Genomic DNA, 18831 nt, shown 5'->3' on the forward strand with positions numbered 1-18831 from the left:
CGATATGACGGCGACGGTGACGTTCCAAATCAGATTTCCAACTATTTATCCAAGAACTTTCATGACTGTCGCGGGCTCGATAAAAGTCATCCAGTGATGAGATCCAGAGCCAAGGACCGCTGGTATGTGCCTGACCCGAACAAGGCACAGGACTTGGAGAAGAAGCGCGAGAAGGCACTGCTGAAAGAGTTTGAGACCTACAAGGCCTTCACCGGACGCAAGATCAAAGAGTCGCGCCTTGAGGTACTGCGTGCCGGTTTCCGCGCTGCGTGGGCAGCCAAGGACTATCAAACCATCATCGGCATTGCCAACAAGCTGCCAGAGGAAACGCTGCAGGAAGACGAGAAGCTGCTGACGCTCTTTGACCTCGCGCTGACCAGAACGGAGGACGGACTATGAGCAAAATCACGCACATCAAGCTGGATAACTTCACGTCCTTTGCCGGATTGGATCAGGCGTTTTCGCAAGGAGTCAACGTCATCATCGGTGCAAATGGCACTGGCAAAACGCACTTGCTGAAAGTGCTGTATGCGGCATGCGCAGTGACCGTGGGCGAAGACAAGGATAAGGGCTTTGCACTCAAGCTGCGCAGTGTTTTCAACCCGCATGAGGGTCGCATGGGCCGTTTGGCACGTCGGCAATCAACCAGCGTCAAAACCAAAGCCGTGGTCACCCGCGAAGGAGGCGTAAAGCTGGCGGCAGAGTTTTCTAATCACACCAACAAACCTGAGGATGTGAAGGTCACTGGCGAGGCATCCTGGAAAAAAGAAGAGCTGGCCAGCGCCTATATCCGGTCAAGGAAATGCTGGCCCACGCGCCAGGCTTCCTGGCCACGGCAGCCAAGCGGGAAATTGCCTTTGAAGAAGTCTATGTGGACATCATCAAGCGTGCCTTCCTCCCCAAGTTGATGGGCCCGACCGACAAAGATCGGCAGCGCCTGCTGACTGCACTACAGAAGGCCATCGACGGCAAGGTGGTCGCGAAAGGCGAGCATTTTTTCCTCAAGAACAAACAGGGCGATCTCGAATTCACACTGTTGGCGGAGGGCATGCGCAAGCTGGCCTTGATCTGGTTGCTGATCCAGAACGGCACATTGCTCTCGGGCTCGGTGCTGTTCTGGGATGAGCCCGAAGCCAACTTGAATCCAGCTTTGATGGGCGATGTGGTCGAGGTGATCCTGGAGTTGCAACGAATGGGCGTGCAGGTGTTCTTGACCACTCACAACTATGTTCTGCTGAAGGAATTCGATCTGCGCAAGCAGAAGGACGACCAGATTCGATATCTGTCGCTGTTCCGGGATGAGACGGAAGCTGTCGTCGCCAAGGCAAGCGATAGCTATCTTGGCGTTGATCCCAATGCGATTGCCGCCACGTTCAGCGATCTTTACGACCGTGAGCTCAAGCGCAGCCTGGGAGGCATCAAACCATGACGGTGCTTGCCGAAGATGATCTGCAAATCACTTTGCCAGCAGGCGTCGCTGGCCGGAAGTTCGATGATGAGACCAGTCATGGCTTGAGCCATTGCATGAAGGCCGTGGACTTTATCGTCGAGTTGGACGATCGAACATACTTTGTCGAGTTCAAAGACCCCGAAAATCCCAATGCCAAGCCCCAGGACAGCGCTGCGTTCCTCAAGAAATTCATGAGTGGCGCAATTGATAGCGATCTCAAGACCAAGTATCGGGATTCGTGGTTGTACGAGTACGCCGAAGGTAGAGCGAAGAAACCCATTTATTACCTGGTACTGATCGGCGCGAGTACGTTGTCCGATGCCGACCTGATAACGCGAACGGATGCTCTGAAGCGCCAGATCCCTATGAATGGACCCGCAGATCGTCCGTGGAAAAAACCATTTGTGGCCGGTTGTGCAGTGATGAATCTTGCTGCCTGGAACAAAACTCTGGCACACATGCCGGCAAGCCGGGTCGGTCCATGAGCTTTACCATCGGCGATTGGTGTTGGTTTACCCGGCAGGCATCGCCCTGCCGTGTGATCGAACGCCAGGACGTATGGGGCGAGGTGGCTTACCGCGTCTGGTTGCCGGCCAAGGACGCGGTGGTGCGCGCCCGGGCAGCGGACCTGGCCTCGCTGGAAAGCGTGCGCCCGAGCGTGGAGCAGATCCTGCACACCACGGCGGCTGCCAAGCTGCTGGATGCGCTGGAGGACAACCTGCTATTGGCGCCGATCCAGTCCAGCGTGGTGCCGCTGCCGCATCAGCTCTATGCGCTGAACCGCGCGATCAGCCGCGATCGCATCCGCTACCTGCTGGCCGATGAGGTGGGCCTCGGCAAGACCATCGAGGCCGGCCTGGTGCTGCGCGAATTGAAGTTGCGTGGCCGGGTGAAGCGCATCCTGGTGGTGGCGCCCAAGGGGCTGGTGCGCCAATGGCAGGCGGAGATGCGTCTGCACTTCGGCGAGAAGTTTCAGTTCATCGAGCCATCCGAGCTGGCGGCCTTCCGCCAGTGGCGCAGCGGCGGCGCGGGCGAGGAAGAAAACCTGTGGCGCATGCACGACCAGGTGATCTGCTCGCTGGATTCGGTGAAGCCGCTGGAAGGCCGTCGCGGCTGGAGCCTGGAACAACTCAACACCTACAACCGCGAGCGCTTCGAGGACCTGATCTCAGCATCGTGGGATCTGGTCATCATCGACGAAGCCCACCGCATGGGCGGCAGCACCGAGCAGGTGGCCCGCTACAAGCTGGGCGCCGCGCTGGCCGAAGCCTCACCCTATCTCTTGCTGCTATCGGCCACGCCGCACCAGGGTAAGACCGACCAGTTCATGCGGCTGATGCAGTTGCTGGACCGGGAAGCCTTCCCGGACGAGAGCAGCGTCAGCCGTGACCGGGTACGCCCCTTTGTGATCCGCACCGAGAAGCGTGTGTCCATCAATGCCGAGGGCCAGCCGCTGTTCAAGCCGCGTGTCACCCGGCTGCAGGCGGTGGCCTGGCAGAGCCGGCACGGCTCGCAGCAGCGGCTATACGAGGCGGTGACCGACTATGTGCGCCACGGTTACAACCAAGCTATGGCGGCCAAGCAGCGCCACATCGGGTTCTTGATGATCCTGATGCAACGGCTGGTGACATCCAGCACGGCAGCCATCCGCACCACACTGGAAAAGCGCCAAGCCCTGCTTGAAGCACCGCAGCCCCAGGCCAACCTGTTCGAGAACACCAGCGCAGACGAGTGGGCGGACCTGGACGGCCAGTCCCAGGTGGATCTGGCCATGCAGTCCAGCGGCTGGGAGTTGGAGAAGTCCGAAGTCGAGATGCTGCTGGAATTGGCGCGGGAAACCGAAGCCGCAGGCACCGATGCCAAGGCCGAGGCGCTGCTGGAGCTGATTTACAAGCTGCAGCAGGAAGAAGGTGACCCGGCGCTGAAGGTGCTGATCTTCACCGAGTTCGTGCCCACGCAAGCGATGCTGGCCGATTACCTGGAGAGCCGTGGCTTCTCGGTGACGACGCTCAACGGCAGCATGGACCTGGAAGCGCGCACCCGCGCACAGCAGGCGTTCTCCAATGATGTGCGCGTGCTGATCTCGACGGACGCGGGTGGTGAAGGTCTGAACCTGCAGTTCTGCCACGTCATCGTCAACTTCGACATGCCGTGGAACCCGATGCGGATCGAGCAGCGCATTGGCCGGGTGGACCGCATTGGACAGAAGCACGTGGTGCGTGCCATCAACTTCGTGCTCGAAGACACCGTGGAGCACCGCGTGCGCCAGGTGCTGGAAGAAAAGCTGGAAGTCATCGCACAGGAGTTTGGCGTCGACAAGGCGGCCGATGTGATGGATTCGGTTGAGGCCGACCCGATCTTCGACGAACTGTTCGTGCACGGTCTGCAGAACCCGGATGCCATCGAACAGGAGTGCGACGCGGTGGTGTCGCAGTTGCGAACCACCCTGGCGGAGTCGAAGAAGAATAGCGATCTGCTCACTACTGAACATGATCTGGATGCCGATGATGCCCGCAAGTGGCGCGACCACCCAGCGCAGTTCTGGCTGGAGCGCGCCATCACCAGCGGGCTGGCCGCCCGTGGTGGCTCGGCCACCAAGGTGGGCAATGCGTGGCGGGTGAAATGGGCAGACGGCAGCGAGTCGGCACAGGCTTGCTTTGACGCCCGCACGGCGGATGAGAACCCGGAGTTGGAATGGGTCACGATGGAAGATCCACGCGCCCGTGCTGTGATCAGCGAGCTGCCGCGCTTTGTCGCCGGCCAGCCACTGCCGGTGATCCGCGTGACCGGGCTGCCGGATTCAGTACGCGGCATTTGGTCGCTGTGGGAGATCAGTCTGGCGGCTGAAGGCTTGAGTCGGAAGCGCTTCCTGCCGGTGTTCATCAACGAGGAAGGCCGGCCCTTCGTGCCAACCGCCAAGCGCGTCTGGGATCTGCTGCTGACCGAAACCGTGGACGTGCATGCCGTGACGGGTGCCGAGGAGTCGGTGAAGTGGTTCGAGGCATCCCATGCCACCGCCAGTACCCAGGGTGAGCGGATTTTTAACGAGCTGTTGAACGAACACCGTGAGCGCCTGAAGGAAGAACGGGAACGTGCGCTGTATGCCTTCGAGGCCCGGGGCCAGGCGATCGGGCGGATAGGTTTGCCCGCTGTGCGTGAGCATCGGCGCAAGCGACTGCAACAGGAACACGATGCACGTATGGCGGCCCTGGATGACATGGAGGCCAGCGTGCCGGATTTGAATGCCGTGATGATGGTGCGCGTCTCCGGTGATGCGATGCCCGGAGGACAGGTGGGATGAGCCAGTGGTCAAAACGCATTCTCAGTCACTTCACGGCCGACCTCACCCGGCTGTGGGTGGCCTGCGACCCCGACGATGTGCTGCTCGACGAAAAGCTGTTGTCCGAGCTGCGCGACCGGGGCTTCGAGGTGATGCTGTACGAGGACCCGTTTGCCTTCCGGGCGGAATACGAAGAACGGTATCGCGCCGCATGGGATCGCGGTGAGCCGGGACCGGCGCCTTCACTGGTTCTGCATCTGCGCAGCGCCGATGCGAATGAGCTGCCGTGGGACATCGTGCACCACGGGCGCGTGGTACGGCTCAGCCTTGCGGAGCTTTTCCCCAGGCTGGCCTACAGCGCTATGCAGCAGGTAGAACAGGAGCATCTTGCGGGGCTGTTTTATGCCCACCAGACCGAGTTGCAGTCAGCGCGCGGTGAAAACGAGTCGAAAGATTTCATCCTCGAACATGTCTATCAACTGACGCCGCGGTCCATTCGCAACCCGGTGGATTTCTGGCGCGAGTTGCTGCGGATGCACTTCGCCAACCGCTCATTGCCGCCGCTATTCGCACTGCACGCGGCGGGCATTATCCAGAGCAAAGGGCTGTTCGCGGATCAGCCCGTCGCCACATGGTTGGCGTCCAAGAGTGCGCTGCTACGGGTGGTGCAGGACGCGTGGTATCGCTACCTGGCGAACTTGGGACTGGATGGCACGCGCACAGGGGAACCGCCACCGCCGGAGTATGTCGCCAAGATCCAGATTCCCTTCGATCACTCCGATGTGCAGGTGCTGGTCGATTCCATGTTTCTCGACGGCACCTTGCACCCGCTGGCGGTGCACAGTGTCCCGGCGGGGATGCCGAGCTGGATTAAGGCCGGCATTGTCCAGGACCCCGCGGCGTTGCAGGCCTTGGTACTCAAAGGCATCGACGGTCTGATCGATGCGCTGCCCACGGCAAGCTGCTCGCACAAGGACTGGAGCGAGTTCGCCAAGCGCTACGGCGAGATCCTGGCTCGAACACATACCCTGCCCGGCGCGGAAGGCAGCGAGTATCTTCTGGCTATGGGTCAACAGATCGACGACCGCATCAAGACGCTGCAGGCGCAATCAGACGAGCGGCTGCATGCTTGGGTCGCGGCCAAGCATTACGCCGACCTGATTTTGCAGCCGGTCACCAAGGGCCCGGTGATGGTGCATCACGTTCCGCGCTTCTTGCGGCATCGGCGTTCTGCTGGTGAAGCGAAGGTCGCTTTGCTGGTATTCGATGGGCTCGCATTTGACCAGTGGGTGCAGATCCGGGAGCGGCTGATCGCCAGCACGAAGCGCTTTGCGTTCGATGAGGGAACGGCGTTCGCGTGGCTGCCCACTGTGACATCTGTGTCGCGCCAGGCACTGTTCTCTGGCCTGAAGCCTCGTGAGTTCGACGACTCGATTGATCGGACCGACAAGGAGGAGTCCTTGTGGAAGACGTTCTGGCAGAACGAAGGCGTCAACCCAAATCAGGTGATGTATCGCCGCGCGCTGCGACAGATCAATCAGCTCGATGCACTGGAATCGGATTTGACAGACCGGCATCCAAAGGTTCTGGGCCTGGTGATCGATGAGGTGGACGACCGGCTCCACAAGGAGCGATCGAAGAAGGACGTGGCCATGTGGGTTGGGAACTGGTTGGCGACCGGCTTCGTTGATCGGCTGTTCTCGCTGCTGCTGGATAAGGGTTACCACATCTACCTGACGGCAGACCACGGCAACGTCGAGTCCACCGGCGTCGGTAGGCCCAACCAGGGCGTGATTGCAGAGACGCGCGGCGAACGCGTTCGGGTCTATCGTAGCGAACACTTGCTGGCCGATTCCGCTGCGGCCTATCCCACCACGGTCAGGTTGGACATTGCAGGACTACCCGCGAACTTCATGCCCCTATTCGCAGGCGGACGAACTGCCTTTGTGCCTGAGGGCGAGCAGGTGGTAGTCCACGGCGGGGTGTCGGTCGAAGAGTTGATCGTGCCCTTTGTGAAAGTCAAATATGTGATTGGTACCGAATGAATTCATCAGCCCCTCAAATAGGCTTCGATCGGTTCATTCAGCTTGATTGGGCGACTGCGGCACTGAATGTTCGTGCTGGCGCGGCTGGACTAGATGATCTGAATGCACTGCTCGATGCAGCCGGACTTGGCGTCGAAGCCAAGAAGAAAACACGCACCGTACTGAACCGGCTGTGGCTAGAGCCGCGCGCCGAACTTGTCGATTACGCGGATCGCGGCGTGGCCATCCATAAGACGCATTCGGACATTCCAGTCGCCGCGCTGTGCTGGGGCATGGCTGTTGCGACGTACCCGTTCTTCGGCAAGGTGGCCGAATTGGTGGGCCGCCTGTCCGCCATCCAGGGCGACTGCGCATCCGCCGAAGTGCACCGGCGCATGAGTGAGACTTACGGGGAGCGCGAAGGAACACGGCGCATGACCAACATGGTCATCCAGAGCCAGGCGAGTTGGAGCGCTGTGGAGCGCGTGGAGAAGGGCAAGCGCGTTGTCCGGCTTACACCAACAGCGATCGAGAACGACGAACTTACGGCATGGCTGATCGAGGCGGCTGTGCGCTACGCGGGCAAGCCCGTTTCTGTGCCAAGTCTGCAATCGCTGCCGGTGTTGTTTCCGTTCGCCCTGACGCGGCCCTTGGCATACGTGGTGTCGAACAGCCCGAATCTAAGCCTTCGGTCGGAAGGCCCGAGCAACCAGTTCGTCGCTTTGCGGCAAAGGTAGCAATTGCTCGTGTCTACGCCACTTCCTGCAACGCGGGCAGATTGGCGAAGTAGAACGGCATCCGGCGTAGTGCGTTCAAGCGCCCTGTGCCCCCTGTGGCTTTTTCCGTGAGGCTGAAGAAGATAACGACGGTAAGCACTCAAATAGACGTTCCGCATAGACGAAACCCATACGCCTGACCGCGCTCTGATCGAAATACAGCAGCCAAGCGGCAAGCAGCGCCAGCGAAATGAGCAACGTCAAGCCTGCGGCGAGCCCCGGATCGGCAAAGTGCACAGGATCAAAGTGGGGAGGCGTTACCTGGAGAACCTTTGCAATCAGCAATCCGTAAAGGATACCCAGGAGGCACGACACGATACCGACGGGCTTCATCGCCAGCATATTGCGATGAAATCCATAGGCAATGTTCTCTTTCAGCAAGAGCTGCTTGTTAGAACGCGTGAGTTCGCGAAGCCGTTTGGTTGCACCGATGTATATGTCGTCTGCCTTGTCGGGGCTTGCTGACTCTTCCTCTGCCGTCGGCATGACAATACCCAGCTTGGCCGTGATCGCCGTGTGGTAGCGTTGCTTGCTGACGCTATCGAGAAACTTATCACGATGGCGTAGAGCGATGGTTGTAGGCATGCCGCCCCACTTTGCAACCAGAATCTCTTCTAGTTTTTTCCCGCGTCCACGAGCCACGCTTGCAAGTGCATAAATGGCGCCGCAGCCGCCAAGCAAGCCAATTACACCTGTAAGCACAGGATGCTTTGCTCCGTAGACGCATAGCAAGGGGACGAGCAATGGCAAAGCCACGAGAAGCCCTGGAACCACACGTGCCTTGCGCTCGTACGGGTCCTTTACCAGTTCGAAAATTGTTGTCATGGGAAATCAAGCCTGTGCTGTCAAAGCATCGATGTAGGGTTGGATTTCATCGCGATTTTTTAGCGTGATCTGTTGCGCGAGAGGGTCCGGCGTTTCCTTGGTATGCAAGCCCAAACGCCTTAGCGTGTAGTACAGAAACGCTTGGCGGCATGGAAGTTTGACCTGCCCGTCTTCCATGCCGTAGTCCAGTTCCAAGACTCGTTTCTTGGCCGCGGGCAAATCGGGGTGCGGAGCAAGCACCAGCATCAGCACAGTATGCCAATGCGTATCCTGGCTGGCGTCCACTTTGCTCGGTTCGAAGCCCTCGATGCGCAGGATTCGGGCGAGGACGAAATCACTGAAGCGCTGGCGTTTGTGGCAAAACGCGCGCATGTGCCAGCGAAAACCGTCATTACCAAGGGCGTGGGGAGACAGCAGACGAACCGATTCGTCCATGGACGTCATGGACTGGTAGCTCACCCAAATGGCTTCCTGCTGCCGAATTGCCCGGACCACTGCTTCGACGGTCTGTTCATTGATCGTGCGCCAGGGGGACGGCGCCCAATCTGCCTCAAGTGCTGAGCCGATAAAGCTGGCCGCAGGCTCGATGACTCCCATCTTGGTGGCCAGCAGCTCCGCTAGATAGTGTTGCGCCGAGCTTCGTTGGTAAAGCGGGCGAAAACTCGGCGCTGCCGTGTAGGTCTTGGAACTGCGGTCGTAAGTCAGGTTACTCGGCGCCAACTCCATGTACTTGGCAATGTCCAGTGACGCCTGGGGAACCGATATGCCGAAGTGCTCAGTGAGATCCATTCGATTGATGCGCCGCTCCCAGCGCAAACGGAAATCGATGAATTGAAGTCTGCTCTCCAACCCCCAACTTAGCCCTTTGGGCTCAGCAGGATTGGCGGCAGTGACAGAGGACTCTTGCATCAGTTGCGCCTAAAAAGTAGACGGATATAAAAAATAGTCGTACATTAACTATACGCGATCATCCTTCGGTCGTCTACCCGGAGCCCCCAATGCCCACAACCATCACGTTTTTCCCGTCGACAACGGGGACATGACCCTCATCAAGTTCGGCGACCTCGACGCAACCACCTTGCTGATCGACGTAAACATCAGGCAAGACGCCGACGACCCTGACGGGGAGGCGCGCGATGTGGCCAAGGATCTGCGCAACCGACTGAAGAAAGATGAGAACGGCAGGCCGTATGTCGATGCGTTCCTGCTGAGCCACCCGGACCAGGACCATTGCCGAGGCCTGACGCGGCACTTCCACCTGGGGCCGCTGGACAAGTATCCGGATGACAAGAAGGACGACAAGGACAAGAAGATCGTGATCCGAGAGATGTGGTCGTCCCCGATCGTGTTTCGACGCGCCAGCAAGACGCACACCTTGAGTGACGACGCCAAGGCATTCAACACAGAGGCGCGTCGGCGCGTACAGCTGAACCGCGACAAGAATTTCGTCGTCGGGAACGGCGACCGCATTCAGATCATGGGCGAGGACATCGACGGAAAAACCGATGATCTCACCTCGATTGTGCGGAAGGTGGACACGCGCTTCTCGACGATCAATGGCAAGAGTTCCGCATTCTTCTCCGCGTTTCTTCTGGCGCCCTTGGACGCCCAGGACGACGAAGAAGAGGAAGAGTGCCTGGTCAAGAACCAGTCCAGCGTGATCTTGAACTTCACATTGGCCGCTGATGCTCAGACGCCGGATGGCGCAAAATTCCTTACTGGTGGCGATGCCGAAGTATTTATCTGGAACCGCCAGTGGCAGCGCCACAAGGCCGAAGCCGATGTGCTTGAGTACGACATCATGCAGGCACCGCATCACTGTTCCTGGCATTCGCTGTCCTATGACAGTTGGTCGGACTACCGCGAAAAGGCCAAACTCGATGCCGACGCTCGCAAGGCGCTTTCGCAGACCCGTGACGGTGCCGTCATCGTCGCTAGCTGCAAGCCGATCGCAGACGACGACAGCGATCCGCCCTGCATCCGCGCAAAGCGTGAGTACGTAGCAATCGTGGATGAAGCAAAAGGCGAGTTCTACTGCACGGGCGAATATCCGAGCGACAAATCCGTGGAGCCTCTCGTTTTCACCGTCACCGCTCAGGGTGTGCAGCCTCCCTCGAAGAAGGAAGCCGGATTGAAGGCCGCCGCCGTGATCACCTCCGCGCGCGCCCCCATGCCGCACGGGGCATCATGACGGGCACCATCGCGGACGCACGGCATCAACTTCAGCGGCACAGGGGCCTTGTCCGCGTTGGCGAGCCAAGGAAAAGTGGTGAATCGACGCAGATTGAAGTCGATGTTGCTGTTGAGCTGCCGAGCAGGTCTCGGCGCAATGGCGTATCCGGGACCGGAGTGTGCTCGGTCGAGACATGCGTTCTGGTATTCGGCAGTGACTGGCCCATGTCTGCACCCAAGCCTTTCTTGCGTGCGGACTTCCCGCTCAACTTGCCGCACATCAATCCCCATCGCGAAGGTGAGTTGGTCTCGCCTTGCCTGTTCGAGGGGTCGTTGGACGAGCTGCTGCATCGGTTTGGTCTGGATGCCATTGTCGATCAGTTGATCGTTTGGCTGCACAAGGCCGCAGCCGGGACGTTGCTGGACCTTGAACAGGGGTGGGAGCCGACGCGTCGAGACAGTTGTCCTTCGACCCTTGTATTCAGTGCCGAGAATGTCGCGGCCGCCTCTCCCGCTGACGGCACGATTTTGATAGTTCCCGCAGGCTACGTGACGATTGATGGCGGGCTATACGCCATCATCAATGCCGAACTGACTGCTCAAGTCGATCCTGTGTTCTATCAGGAGGTTCACAACGACAAGTTGGGTAAATGGGGAAATGGCCATACCGCAGCCACCCGAAAGGCGGCGCACATTCGGGTATAGACCGAAATACATTGCGCGGCATCGCCGAGGATGCTGGCGGCCTTCCCGCCGTGTCGCTGGTATGGACTCCGACAGGACTCACATGTGCGGTGGATCGCTGGTAGGTGCGAAGCCGCCGGCACTTTGTTGGCATAGAACGAAAGGGATGTATGGCTGACTACTTCGAGATTGATTTTCTTGGCGTCGAAACAGCGAAAAGCGGGGATGCGATCACGCTGCGCTATTCGGTGAATGGCACTGAGGGCGTGCACGTCGTTGACGGTGGATATCTGGATACGGGCGATCAGATTGTCGAACACCTGAAGACGTACTATGGAACAACTGTCATCGACCATGTGATCCTCACGCACCCTGATCGCGATCACGCAAATGGGCTGCGAAAAGTCCTGGAGCAATGCACGGTCAGGAATCTTTGGATCAACCGACCGTGGATATACGCGGACCAGTTGATTGATCACTTTGAGACCTATGAATCGGTTGAAGCACTGCGACGGAAGTTGCGCTCCATCTACGATGCCACGGCAATTCTTGAGGATCTTGCGGTGGAGAAGGGAATTCCAATCCATGCCCCTCTTCAGGGGCAGAGCATCGGTCCGTTCACGGTCATGGCACCTACCCTGGGGCGCTACCTTGACCTGGTCGTGGACTCCGCGAAGACACCGGAAGCTGTTGAGGAAAGTGCTCTAGATAGCGCGCTGAACAGCATATTTCGGGTAGTGAAGGCCGCGACCGCATACATCAAGTCCCTGTGGGGTGAGGAGTATTTTCCGCCTGAGCCGACCAGTCGTGAAAATGAAATGAGTGTGGTGCAGTCGGCTGTCTTAAATGGTCATCGCGTCATGCTTACTGGCGATGCCGGGCGTGAAGCGCTGCAAGAGGTAATTGACTACGCGCCTTTTGCGGGACTCGCACTGCCAGGCATTCGGTATTTCCAGGTGCCTCACCATGGTGGGCGGCACAATGTTTCGACTGAAATTCTGGATCAACTGGTTGGTCCACGGTTGGACAGTATGCCGGACAAGCATTCTTGGAATGCCATATGCAGCTCTGCCAAGGCGGATGAGGATCATCCACGGAAGTCGGTGATTCGCGCTGTATTGCACCGAGGTGGGCACTGGGCGGCCACCGAAAGCAAGAACATACGCATCGGGGCAGGCATCACCCGCAATGGCTGGATACCGATTCCCCAAGCGGCGTATCCCGAAGATCAAGAAAGTTGAGTGCGGTTAAGGGGACACTGCTTTTCAACTTCCCTCTGACAACATTGCGTACATCCCGGCGGGCTCGCGGGGGGCATGCCCATGCCGAACAGGCGAAAGCGGAACTGATGACGCAAGTGTCAGCGCGGCTGCAGGCCGGGGCCAAGGAGACTACGGAGCAGTTCAGGACACAGGCCGCCTGGCACGGTGTCGGCCGCCACCTCAACCACGCCCTTCTACGAAGGCTGATGCACGGAGTCCGTAGAGAGCGATAGCGACAGGTAAGGGTTGTTCGGCGGTAAATCGTTGAACAGAACACGCGGGTCTTCCAGCAGGTAACCGTGGAGACGCCGCGACTTCCGCGGCCCCGTGACTGTGCAGGTCCAGATGTTCAGACCGTTCTGCTGCTTGCGGTGGAGTTGCAGTTTTTCGAACCATTTCTGCACACACTGCCAGTCGGCCACCTGGTCCTGCTTGGCAAGGACGGTAGTCTCGGGATGTTCCTGAGCGTAGCGCTGGAATACCCCGGGACTGACCAGATAGACGGTGTCGGCAACAGTATGCACCAGTGCCTTGGCGTCGTTGATGATGAGCCGGCGCTCTTCGATACCCCGGCGGAGCCAAGCGACAAAATGCTCACCAGACGGCGTTTCCTCCAACCCCGGCGTCGTTGTAGGCGCTGGCGCCATCGCGTCGGCCAGCACCCTTAACTCACCGGATTCGAGGAGCGGCTCTTTCATGGTCGGCGGAAGGAGTTCGGTGGTGGACGAGAGGTCGGCCAGCGCCATGCCGGAAGTGCCGAGCAGATCCAGAAGTGCTTCGACGCCATCGCCGGCCGACTGCGCCGGCAAAGGCTCGGATGCGACCGAATCCGCCGCGGCTGGCGAGGGCACAGGAATGGTTGGCTCCCCGTCTTCCTGCACTACCGTCACCGTGCCGGCGAACGGTGCAGGCCGCTCACTGCCTTCCCAGATCAGGGAGGGGGCGAGGCGCAGGAGCGTGAAGGTATGAGACCAGCCCGCGTCGCTGGTGATGGTGGCCTTCCAGATGGCCTTGCCCTCAGATGTCGGTTGCGCAATGCCATGGTCCTGCAGCACGTTGAAGACGGCGGTATTGCTGGATGGGATGCCGTCGATGCCCTGGGCCAGCAGATGGGCGCGCAGTTTGTCCGAGACGGTTTTGCTGACCAGCCACAGCGCGTCCTGGGTCAACCATCCGTCTGACGCTTGAGGCTGGTTCAGCTTGAACTCCTCCCGAAGCAGGTAGCGCAGGCCGTCCAGCAGCTTGCGTTGCAGAGCGTGCCGGGGTGCTGCCAGAGCCTTGCTTGGATCGCCGCCGAGTTCTTGCGCTACCGATGCCTGGTCGGCTTGCACGACCAGTTCGCCGAGCGTGCCGGCATGTTCGTACTGGCCCGCCAGCACGTACAGCAGCGCGGCCCAGAGGTCGGGATAGCCGCTGAGCCAATCGAAGATGGCTGCATCAAGCAGGCGCGCATACAGGAGGCCGGTAGCGGCGCCGTGCAGCCTGTATTCGCGGTCCTTGCGGTAGCGGAAGCGGTACGGCCGCTGCAACGGACCGTGCCAGGGGTGCCAGACAGCGCCATCGGCGTACTCGACGTGCAGGTCCACGGCGATCTTGCCGATGTCGTGCAACAGCGCCGCGTAGGCCGTGCCGGCGGTCCAGGCCTCTGCCTGGGCGGCCTGCGCCTCCGGCGTGGCGCCAGCGGGCAGCAAGTGCGATTGCCGCAGCTTGAGCGCGTAGGCAACGATCTCCAGGCCGTGGTCCAGCATGCCGCCCGGGTAGGCATGGTGGTGGCTTTCCGAAGCAGGGAACTGCTGGACCAGCTCGGCGTAGCGCTCCAGCGGCGCGAGGTAGAGCGTGCCGAACTGTCGGCGCGACAGCGAGGTGCGCTGCCAGATATGTTCCAGCAGCTTCTGCCGACGTGGCGTCGCCAGTAGCGATGCGGCCGGCTCCGGTCGCACCAGCCCTTTGCCGGGCTCGGCGGGAGATGTGGGCGTCGGCGACGCGCTGGCAGTGGGCGGCACCCGTTTGCGTTTGAACAGCGAGAGCATGGGAAACCCCGGATGTCGGGCTGCTCGGGGGAGCCTTTTTGCCTTTTCGGGTAGGGCCTTTCCCCTTGGCCCCATTCCCTTGCCCCCTTCCCAGCCCTTTGGCTTTTATGGAAGCCTTGGGTATAAGGCCGCCAGGGTTGGAGCGCCACGATCAATGCGGCATGGGGCAACCCCGGCAAACCCGGAGCGCTGCAGAATTGTCGTCAGTCCTGGCCCAGGCCCGCATCGAGGGCCAGCACGGGCCTGGGTTGTCAGGTCGTCGGTACGCCGTAGCGTTTGAACAGGGCCTCGAAGAAGGTCTTTACGTCAGCCTTCGCCGTGGGCACCTGCAGCTCCGCTGCCCCGAACCGAAAGACTTCATAACCGGCGAGTTTGAGTTCGCGGTCGGCCTTGACCATCTGCGAATAGCGCTGCACGTCGGCGCTGCCCGTGGAGTCCGCGTAGTGATGCTTGCCGTCGACCTCGATGACGACTCGAACGCCCTGGGGCAGCAGGAGCAGAAAGTCCATGCGAAACCGCAGAAGCGCATCCGGCCCTCGCTCCTTGACCGTCCGTGGGTCCCAATGCAGCCAGACTTCGGGCAGCAGCGCTGGCAGGTTGGGCACGGCACTGCGAAATCCCTCGAAGAAGGCATCGAACAGCAAGGTTTGCGGCGGGGAGTTGCGTGGCAGGCTGGCCTTGAGACGCGCGTATAGCGAGCGCTTGGCCAGCGTCGCATCGGCGATCTGCTCGGCTTCTCCCCACCACTGCTGCAGATCGTTCCAGCGCAGCCCGTCGTTGCCGATGGGCCGATCATAGACAAGCACCTTGTCCGCATTGGTGACGATCTCGACGTCGTTGTCCAGCGCGTCGCGAAAGCGCAGGTCGGGCTTGTCGGGCGAGGCGAAAATGAGATTCTTCGGCCGGCCCTTGGTCGCCGCGTGCTGCGGGACCAGCGTGAAGATCGGGTAGCCGCCTTCCGAGTCGGTCTCGCGCAGCTCGACGCCGCAACTCCGCAGCGGCTCGTTGACGCAGGCGACGAAGTGGCGTTGGGCGGCCTCGTCGGGGCGCACGTCGGCCGAAGCCAGTCCCTCCAGGAACAGCGCGAAGCGCCTGTCGGAGGCGTCATACGCTCCCAACTGGTCGAACAGCGTTTCGGCTGGCCAGTCCTCCGGATTGCGATGGACATGCTGCTGGATTTCAGCGCGCAATCCCGTCGGCTTCCCGCCCAGCAGGTGCATCCAGTCATCCGCATCCAAGATCCACAGGCGCTCCAACAGCTCGTCGAACCTGCGGGCATCCCCGTACAGCTCCTCGCGATTGAGCCTGCGCGCGACCTCGCGCCGGTACCGCTTCGGGATGGGAGGACATGGGCTGTCGCTCCAGAGGATGTCCTGAATCTGGTTGCGCGTGGTGGCGTTGGGCGGGTGGCGCACCAGCAGCTTGCGTGCAACTATCGGCAGGTCCGTGTCCGCTACCGCATTGAAGCTGGCGGTCATGCGCTCGCGCTTGGAACCATCGGCGCCAGGCGCAGGCAGGCCCAGTTCCTCGCAAAGCGTCGGCAGCATGGTGTGGGTGCCAGCATCCTTCAGCCCGGTGACCAGAGGCTCCAGCAAATTGCGAAGTTGCACGTAGTCCATGGTTGCGCGACTCAACCTCGCAGCGCCATGGCGCGCAGCAGCGCGTCGATCTGCCCGAAGGCGTCCTGCTGCCACTGTTCGGGGGTGCGATCGCCCAGCGCATGCGTGTCTTCGACGAAGCGCCTCACGCAGGTAGGCCCATGACCCTCGAAGGTGTCGAACTTGTCGGCGATGTGCCGGAAACCGCGCTCACCGCTGGGATGCCCCAGCAGGGGGCGACATTCCTGTGCCAGCACATCGATGCCGCCAGGGTAATTCCGCACGCAGTAGTAGATGTCGTAGGCGTCCTTTTGTTTGTAGCGGCCCGCCAGTGCGTGGCCTTTCATCGCCAGCAGAGCGGGGATTGAACACACCGCAATCTCCACGCGGTTGGTTCCACCGTCCGGCATCGGCCCCGCCACGGCGACCAGTTGGTAGAACCGCATCGCCAAGTCGGCGCCATCGGCCCGCTGCACGGCAAAATCGCTGATTAGAGGGGGATCGTTCTTGACGATCTCCGCGTCGCGCGGCATCAGGAAATCAACCACGACGTCGATCGCTTCTCCATCATCGCGCGCGGGAACCTGGCGAACCAGTTGGAAGCGCCGAAGTCCCTCGCGCTGGGCATAGCCATGGCCTTGAAGCGCGCCGATCAATGTCGCGTATTCGCCGTCGCCGAGCGCTTCCGCGTCCAGGCCGACGTCCACGTCGAGCGTGCCGACATGCGGCATGTCCTCGTTGGCCAGCAGAAGCCAAGGAACCGCGCCGCCGATGATGGCGAACTTGCCCTTGAAGCTACCAAGGATTTGGCCGATCTCGATCAGCACCGATTTCACTGCCGCAGTCGTCCGGTCGTCGTACTCGGCGGCCGATTGTGGTTCCTGGGGTGTCATTTGGGCCATGAGAGCCTTTCTTGGCGTAAGTGCTCGGCGGCCTCGGCGCCGCGTTCGCCGGCAATGGACAGATCAAGGTAGGTCTGGATCGGGCTCGTGCAGACCGCGCCCGGCGCAGGTTCAATAGTGTCGGCGAGCAGTCCCAAGTCCTTCGACACGGTGATGGCCACGTTCTCGCCTTTCGAGGCGGGCGCGAGCTTCAGCGCGGCCTGGAGCTTCTGAAGACCTGCCTCATCGGCAAAGAAGTAGTGCGTGCCGGTGCGCCCGTAAGGAGCGAGCCACTGCGCTGCCGAGAAGGAGGCGAAGACGGCGCGTCCGGGGCCGCTTTCGGCGCGCAGTGCGCCGCGGGCCGCATCTTCGAACGCGCTGCCATGCAACGGGGTGTAGAACCGCAGCCGCTCACCTGGCGGTGCGGTGTAGCTGTCTCGCCATGCGTCGAGCAGTGCGTCCGGCTCTGAGAGGACGAGGCCATCGTCCGACGCTCGCGCCCATTCCCGATCGATCAAGCCGGTGCGCACATTGCTGACGTGCCCCAGGCTGACCCCGGAGATTGCCGACAACTCGGTGACGCGCCATGCACGGTCGGGCTCGCGCAGCATGGCGCGTAGAACCTGGGCCGACTTCGGCCTGAACAGCGACTTGAGTTCGCGTTGTTCGGCCGCGGGCTTGTCCGCCACCATACGCTCGATGAACACGCCGCCGAAGGCGATTCGGGCGTTTCCCTCAAGGTCGAGATAGCCGACGTCCTTCTCTACGCACAACTGCCTCACTGCGGGTGAGAGGTAAGGCGCGATGAAGATGGGCGTTGCCTGCGGGGCTCGCTGCGCCACGTAGTTCCGCAGTTCCAGCAGTGCAGAACGGGCGTACCGCGGCTGACCATTCGACTTGTACTCGCAGATGAGCATGTGCTGCCGCCCGTCCACGAGCAATCGGGCGATCAAGTCTGGCTCCCAATCGCCGGATACGGCTTCAGGCTCGATGCCTTCGATGTGAAGGATCGGGACGTTCTCAAGCAGCCGCCGCAACGCTTCGCCGGCACGGGCTTCTGCTTCTTTCATTGGATGATGGTCTTTCAGCATCCGCTGAAAATACCACATTTCGTGAAATTTCCGCAAGGATTTCACTGAGATGGGTGCTTTCACCAGATGCTGAAAGTGCCTATAATGGTGAAAAACATGGACATGGCAGGCAGCATTCCTTACCATGGCTGCATGCTGAGGCCAACGCCAACCCCGGGCTGTTCCGCCCGCTGAGCCGTCTGATCCTGGAAGTCGTGCCACGCGATCCACCTGTTTTTTCGCCACGACGCCAAGGCCAGAACGATCTTGTTTGCCGGCATCCGCCGCAGACGTGATTTGACGTTGCACAGAATTTCGCTCATGGGTTGAAAACTCATGCAGGATTCAATCAAGCGAATAACGAACGGGTATCAAAAGAAGCACAGGACGACCATGAGGTAGCCGAAATGAAGACCGCCGCACAGACCACCTTCGCAGAACGTCTCGGCCGGATGCTGGGCCGAGCGTGGCGACGCTGCGCGCATCTTGATCGGCGAGCACAGGGCTGGCTGCTTGCGCGGGGATGGGCGCCGGGCGCAGCCAAGGCGACGCTGTTGGCGGCCAAGCTCGTTGCATTCGGTCTGTTGCTTTATGCCGCGTTCTGGCTGGCACTGCTGGTCGCGTTTTCAGTGGTTGCGGCTTGGGCGGCTCGGGGCTCCGCATACGACGAATACGAGGAAGGGGAGATCGGCGACCAAGCAGATCACAAGCGCAGTGTCTTCTACGATCCGATCAACTACAACGACGATCCCGACCCTCGGTTCGATGACGAGAGGTAG

Annotated in this window: 16 protein-coding genes and 1 pseudogene; 11 read left to right on the plus strand and 6 right to left on the minus strand. The window is 60.6% G+C overall.

Going from position 1 to position 18831, the window contains the following annotated elements; translation table 11 throughout:
• The 7 genes and pseudogenes from EZJ19_RS00005 to EZJ19_RS00030 all read left to right on the plus strand — a co-directional run.
• A pseudogene (locus EZJ19_RS00005) lies at window positions 1-399 on the plus strand (DNA methyltransferase); the annotation flags it as partial.
• The gene (locus tag EZJ19_RS15965; protein ID WP_206199258.1) at window positions 396-908 is read left to right on the plus strand and encodes an AAA family ATPase; all 513 of its coding nucleotides are present in this window, start codon (window positions 396-398) and stop codon (window positions 906-908) included. The pseudogene EZJ19_RS00005 and the gene EZJ19_RS15965, both read left to right, overlap by 4 nt.
• Complete coding sequence (locus EZJ19_RS15970; RefSeq protein WP_206199259.1) at window positions 872-1429, plus strand: AAA family ATPase; 558 nt, start codon at window positions 872-874, stop codon at window positions 1427-1429. The genes EZJ19_RS15965 and EZJ19_RS15970 overlap by 37 nt, the downstream gene beginning before the upstream one ends.
• A complete protein-coding gene (locus tag EZJ19_RS00015) occupies window positions 1426-1935 on the plus strand; it encodes a hypothetical protein (RefSeq protein WP_131444231.1) in 510 nt (169 codons plus the stop codon). Before EZJ19_RS15970 ends, EZJ19_RS00015 begins: the two co-directional genes overlap by 4 nt.
• Window positions 1932-4751 carry a DEAD/DEAH box helicase gene (locus EZJ19_RS00020; protein ID WP_131444232.1) on the plus strand — a complete coding sequence of 940 codons (2820 nt, stop codon included), beginning with the start codon at window positions 1932-1934 and terminating at the stop codon, window positions 4749-4751. The genes EZJ19_RS00015 and EZJ19_RS00020 overlap by 4 nt, the downstream gene beginning before the upstream one ends.
• Window positions 4748-6775, plus strand: a complete 2028-nt coding sequence (pglZ, locus tag EZJ19_RS00025) for a BREX-3 system phosphatase PglZ (protein ID WP_131444233.1) — start codon at window positions 4748-4750, stop codon at window positions 6773-6775. The genes EZJ19_RS00020 and pglZ overlap by 4 nt, the downstream gene beginning before the upstream one ends.
• Window positions 6772-7491, plus strand: a complete 720-nt coding sequence (locus EZJ19_RS00030; protein ID WP_131444234.1) for a hypothetical protein — start codon at window positions 6772-6774, stop codon at window positions 7489-7491. The genes pglZ and EZJ19_RS00030 overlap by 4 nt, the downstream gene beginning before the upstream one ends.
• A gap of 75 nt (window positions 7492-7566) precedes the next feature.
• On the opposite strand, the gene EZJ19_RS00035 is transcribed toward EZJ19_RS00030, so the two are convergent.
• Together EZJ19_RS00035 and EZJ19_RS00040 are read right to left on the minus strand one after the other, a co-directional pair.
• On the minus strand, window positions 7567-8355 hold the full coding sequence (locus EZJ19_RS00035) for a hypothetical protein (protein WP_131444236.1): 789 nt from the start codon (window positions 8353-8355) through the stop codon (window positions 7567-7569).
• Window positions 8356-8361: 6 nt separating this feature from the next.
• On the minus strand, window positions 8362-9264 hold the full coding sequence (locus EZJ19_RS00040; RefSeq protein WP_131444238.1) for a BrxR family helix-turn-helix transcriptional regulator: 903 nt from the start codon (window positions 9262-9264) through the stop codon (window positions 8362-8364).
• Between the two features lie 130 nt (window positions 9265-9394).
• Between EZJ19_RS00040 and EZJ19_RS00045 the strand changes: the two genes are divergently transcribed.
• The 3 genes from EZJ19_RS00045 (at window position 9395) to EZJ19_RS00055 (ending at window position 12452) form a co-directional block, all read left to right on the plus strand.
• Window positions 9395-10546, plus strand: a complete 1152-nt coding sequence (locus tag EZJ19_RS00045) for a ComEC/Rec2 family competence protein (RefSeq protein ID WP_131444240.1) — start codon at window positions 9395-9397, stop codon at window positions 10544-10546.
• Window positions 10543-11232 carry a hypothetical protein gene (locus tag EZJ19_RS00050; protein ID WP_240754598.1) on the plus strand — a complete coding sequence of 230 codons (690 nt, stop codon included), beginning with the start codon at window positions 10543-10545 and terminating at the stop codon, window positions 11230-11232. The genes EZJ19_RS00045 and EZJ19_RS00050 overlap by 4 nt, the downstream gene beginning before the upstream one ends.
• Window positions 11233-11381: 149 nt before the next feature.
• Window positions 11382-12452, plus strand: a complete 1071-nt coding sequence (locus EZJ19_RS00055; RefSeq protein WP_131444242.1) for a ComEC/Rec2 family competence protein — start codon at window positions 11382-11384, stop codon at window positions 12450-12452.
• A 215-nt stretch (window positions 12453-12667) separates the two neighbouring features.
• Here EZJ19_RS00055 and mobH read toward each other — a convergent pair whose 3' ends face one another.
• The 4 genes from mobH to EZJ19_RS00075 form a co-directional block, all read right to left on the minus strand.
• Window positions 12668-14503, minus strand: coding sequence for a MobH family relaxase (gene mobH, locus EZJ19_RS00060; protein ID WP_131444244.1), 1836 nt, complete (start codon window positions 14501-14503; stop codon window positions 12668-12670).
• A 251-nt stretch (window positions 14504-14754) separates the two neighbouring features.
• Window positions 14755-16122 carry an AbiJ-related protein gene (locus tag EZJ19_RS00065; protein WP_131444246.1) on the minus strand — a complete coding sequence of 456 codons (1368 nt, stop codon included), beginning with the start codon at window positions 16120-16122 and terminating at the stop codon, window positions 14755-14757.
• Between the two features lie 11 nt (window positions 16123-16133).
• Window positions 16134-17003 (minus strand): hypothetical protein, encoded by an 870-nt coding sequence (locus tag EZJ19_RS00070; protein ID WP_206199260.1) that lies wholly within the window; start codon window positions 17001-17003, stop codon window positions 16134-16136.
• Complete coding sequence (locus EZJ19_RS00075) at window positions 16991-18136, minus strand: type IV toxin-antitoxin system AbiEi family antitoxin (RefSeq protein ID WP_206199261.1); 1146 nt, start codon at window positions 18134-18136, stop codon at window positions 16991-16993. Before EZJ19_RS00075 ends, EZJ19_RS00070 begins: the two co-directional genes overlap by 13 nt.
• A 323-nt stretch (window positions 18137-18459) precedes the next feature.
• On the opposite strand from EZJ19_RS00075, the gene EZJ19_RS00080 reads away from it, so the two are divergent.
• Window positions 18460-18831: a DUF3742 family protein gene (locus tag EZJ19_RS00080; RefSeq protein ID WP_131444248.1), complete on the plus strand. Its 372-nt coding sequence runs from the start codon at window positions 18460-18462 to the stop codon at window positions 18829-18831.

This window comes from Parasulfuritortus cantonensis (assembly GCF_004337445.1).
GTDB lineage: Bacteria > Pseudomonadota > Gammaproteobacteria > Burkholderiales > Thiobacillaceae > Parasulfuritortus > Parasulfuritortus cantonensis.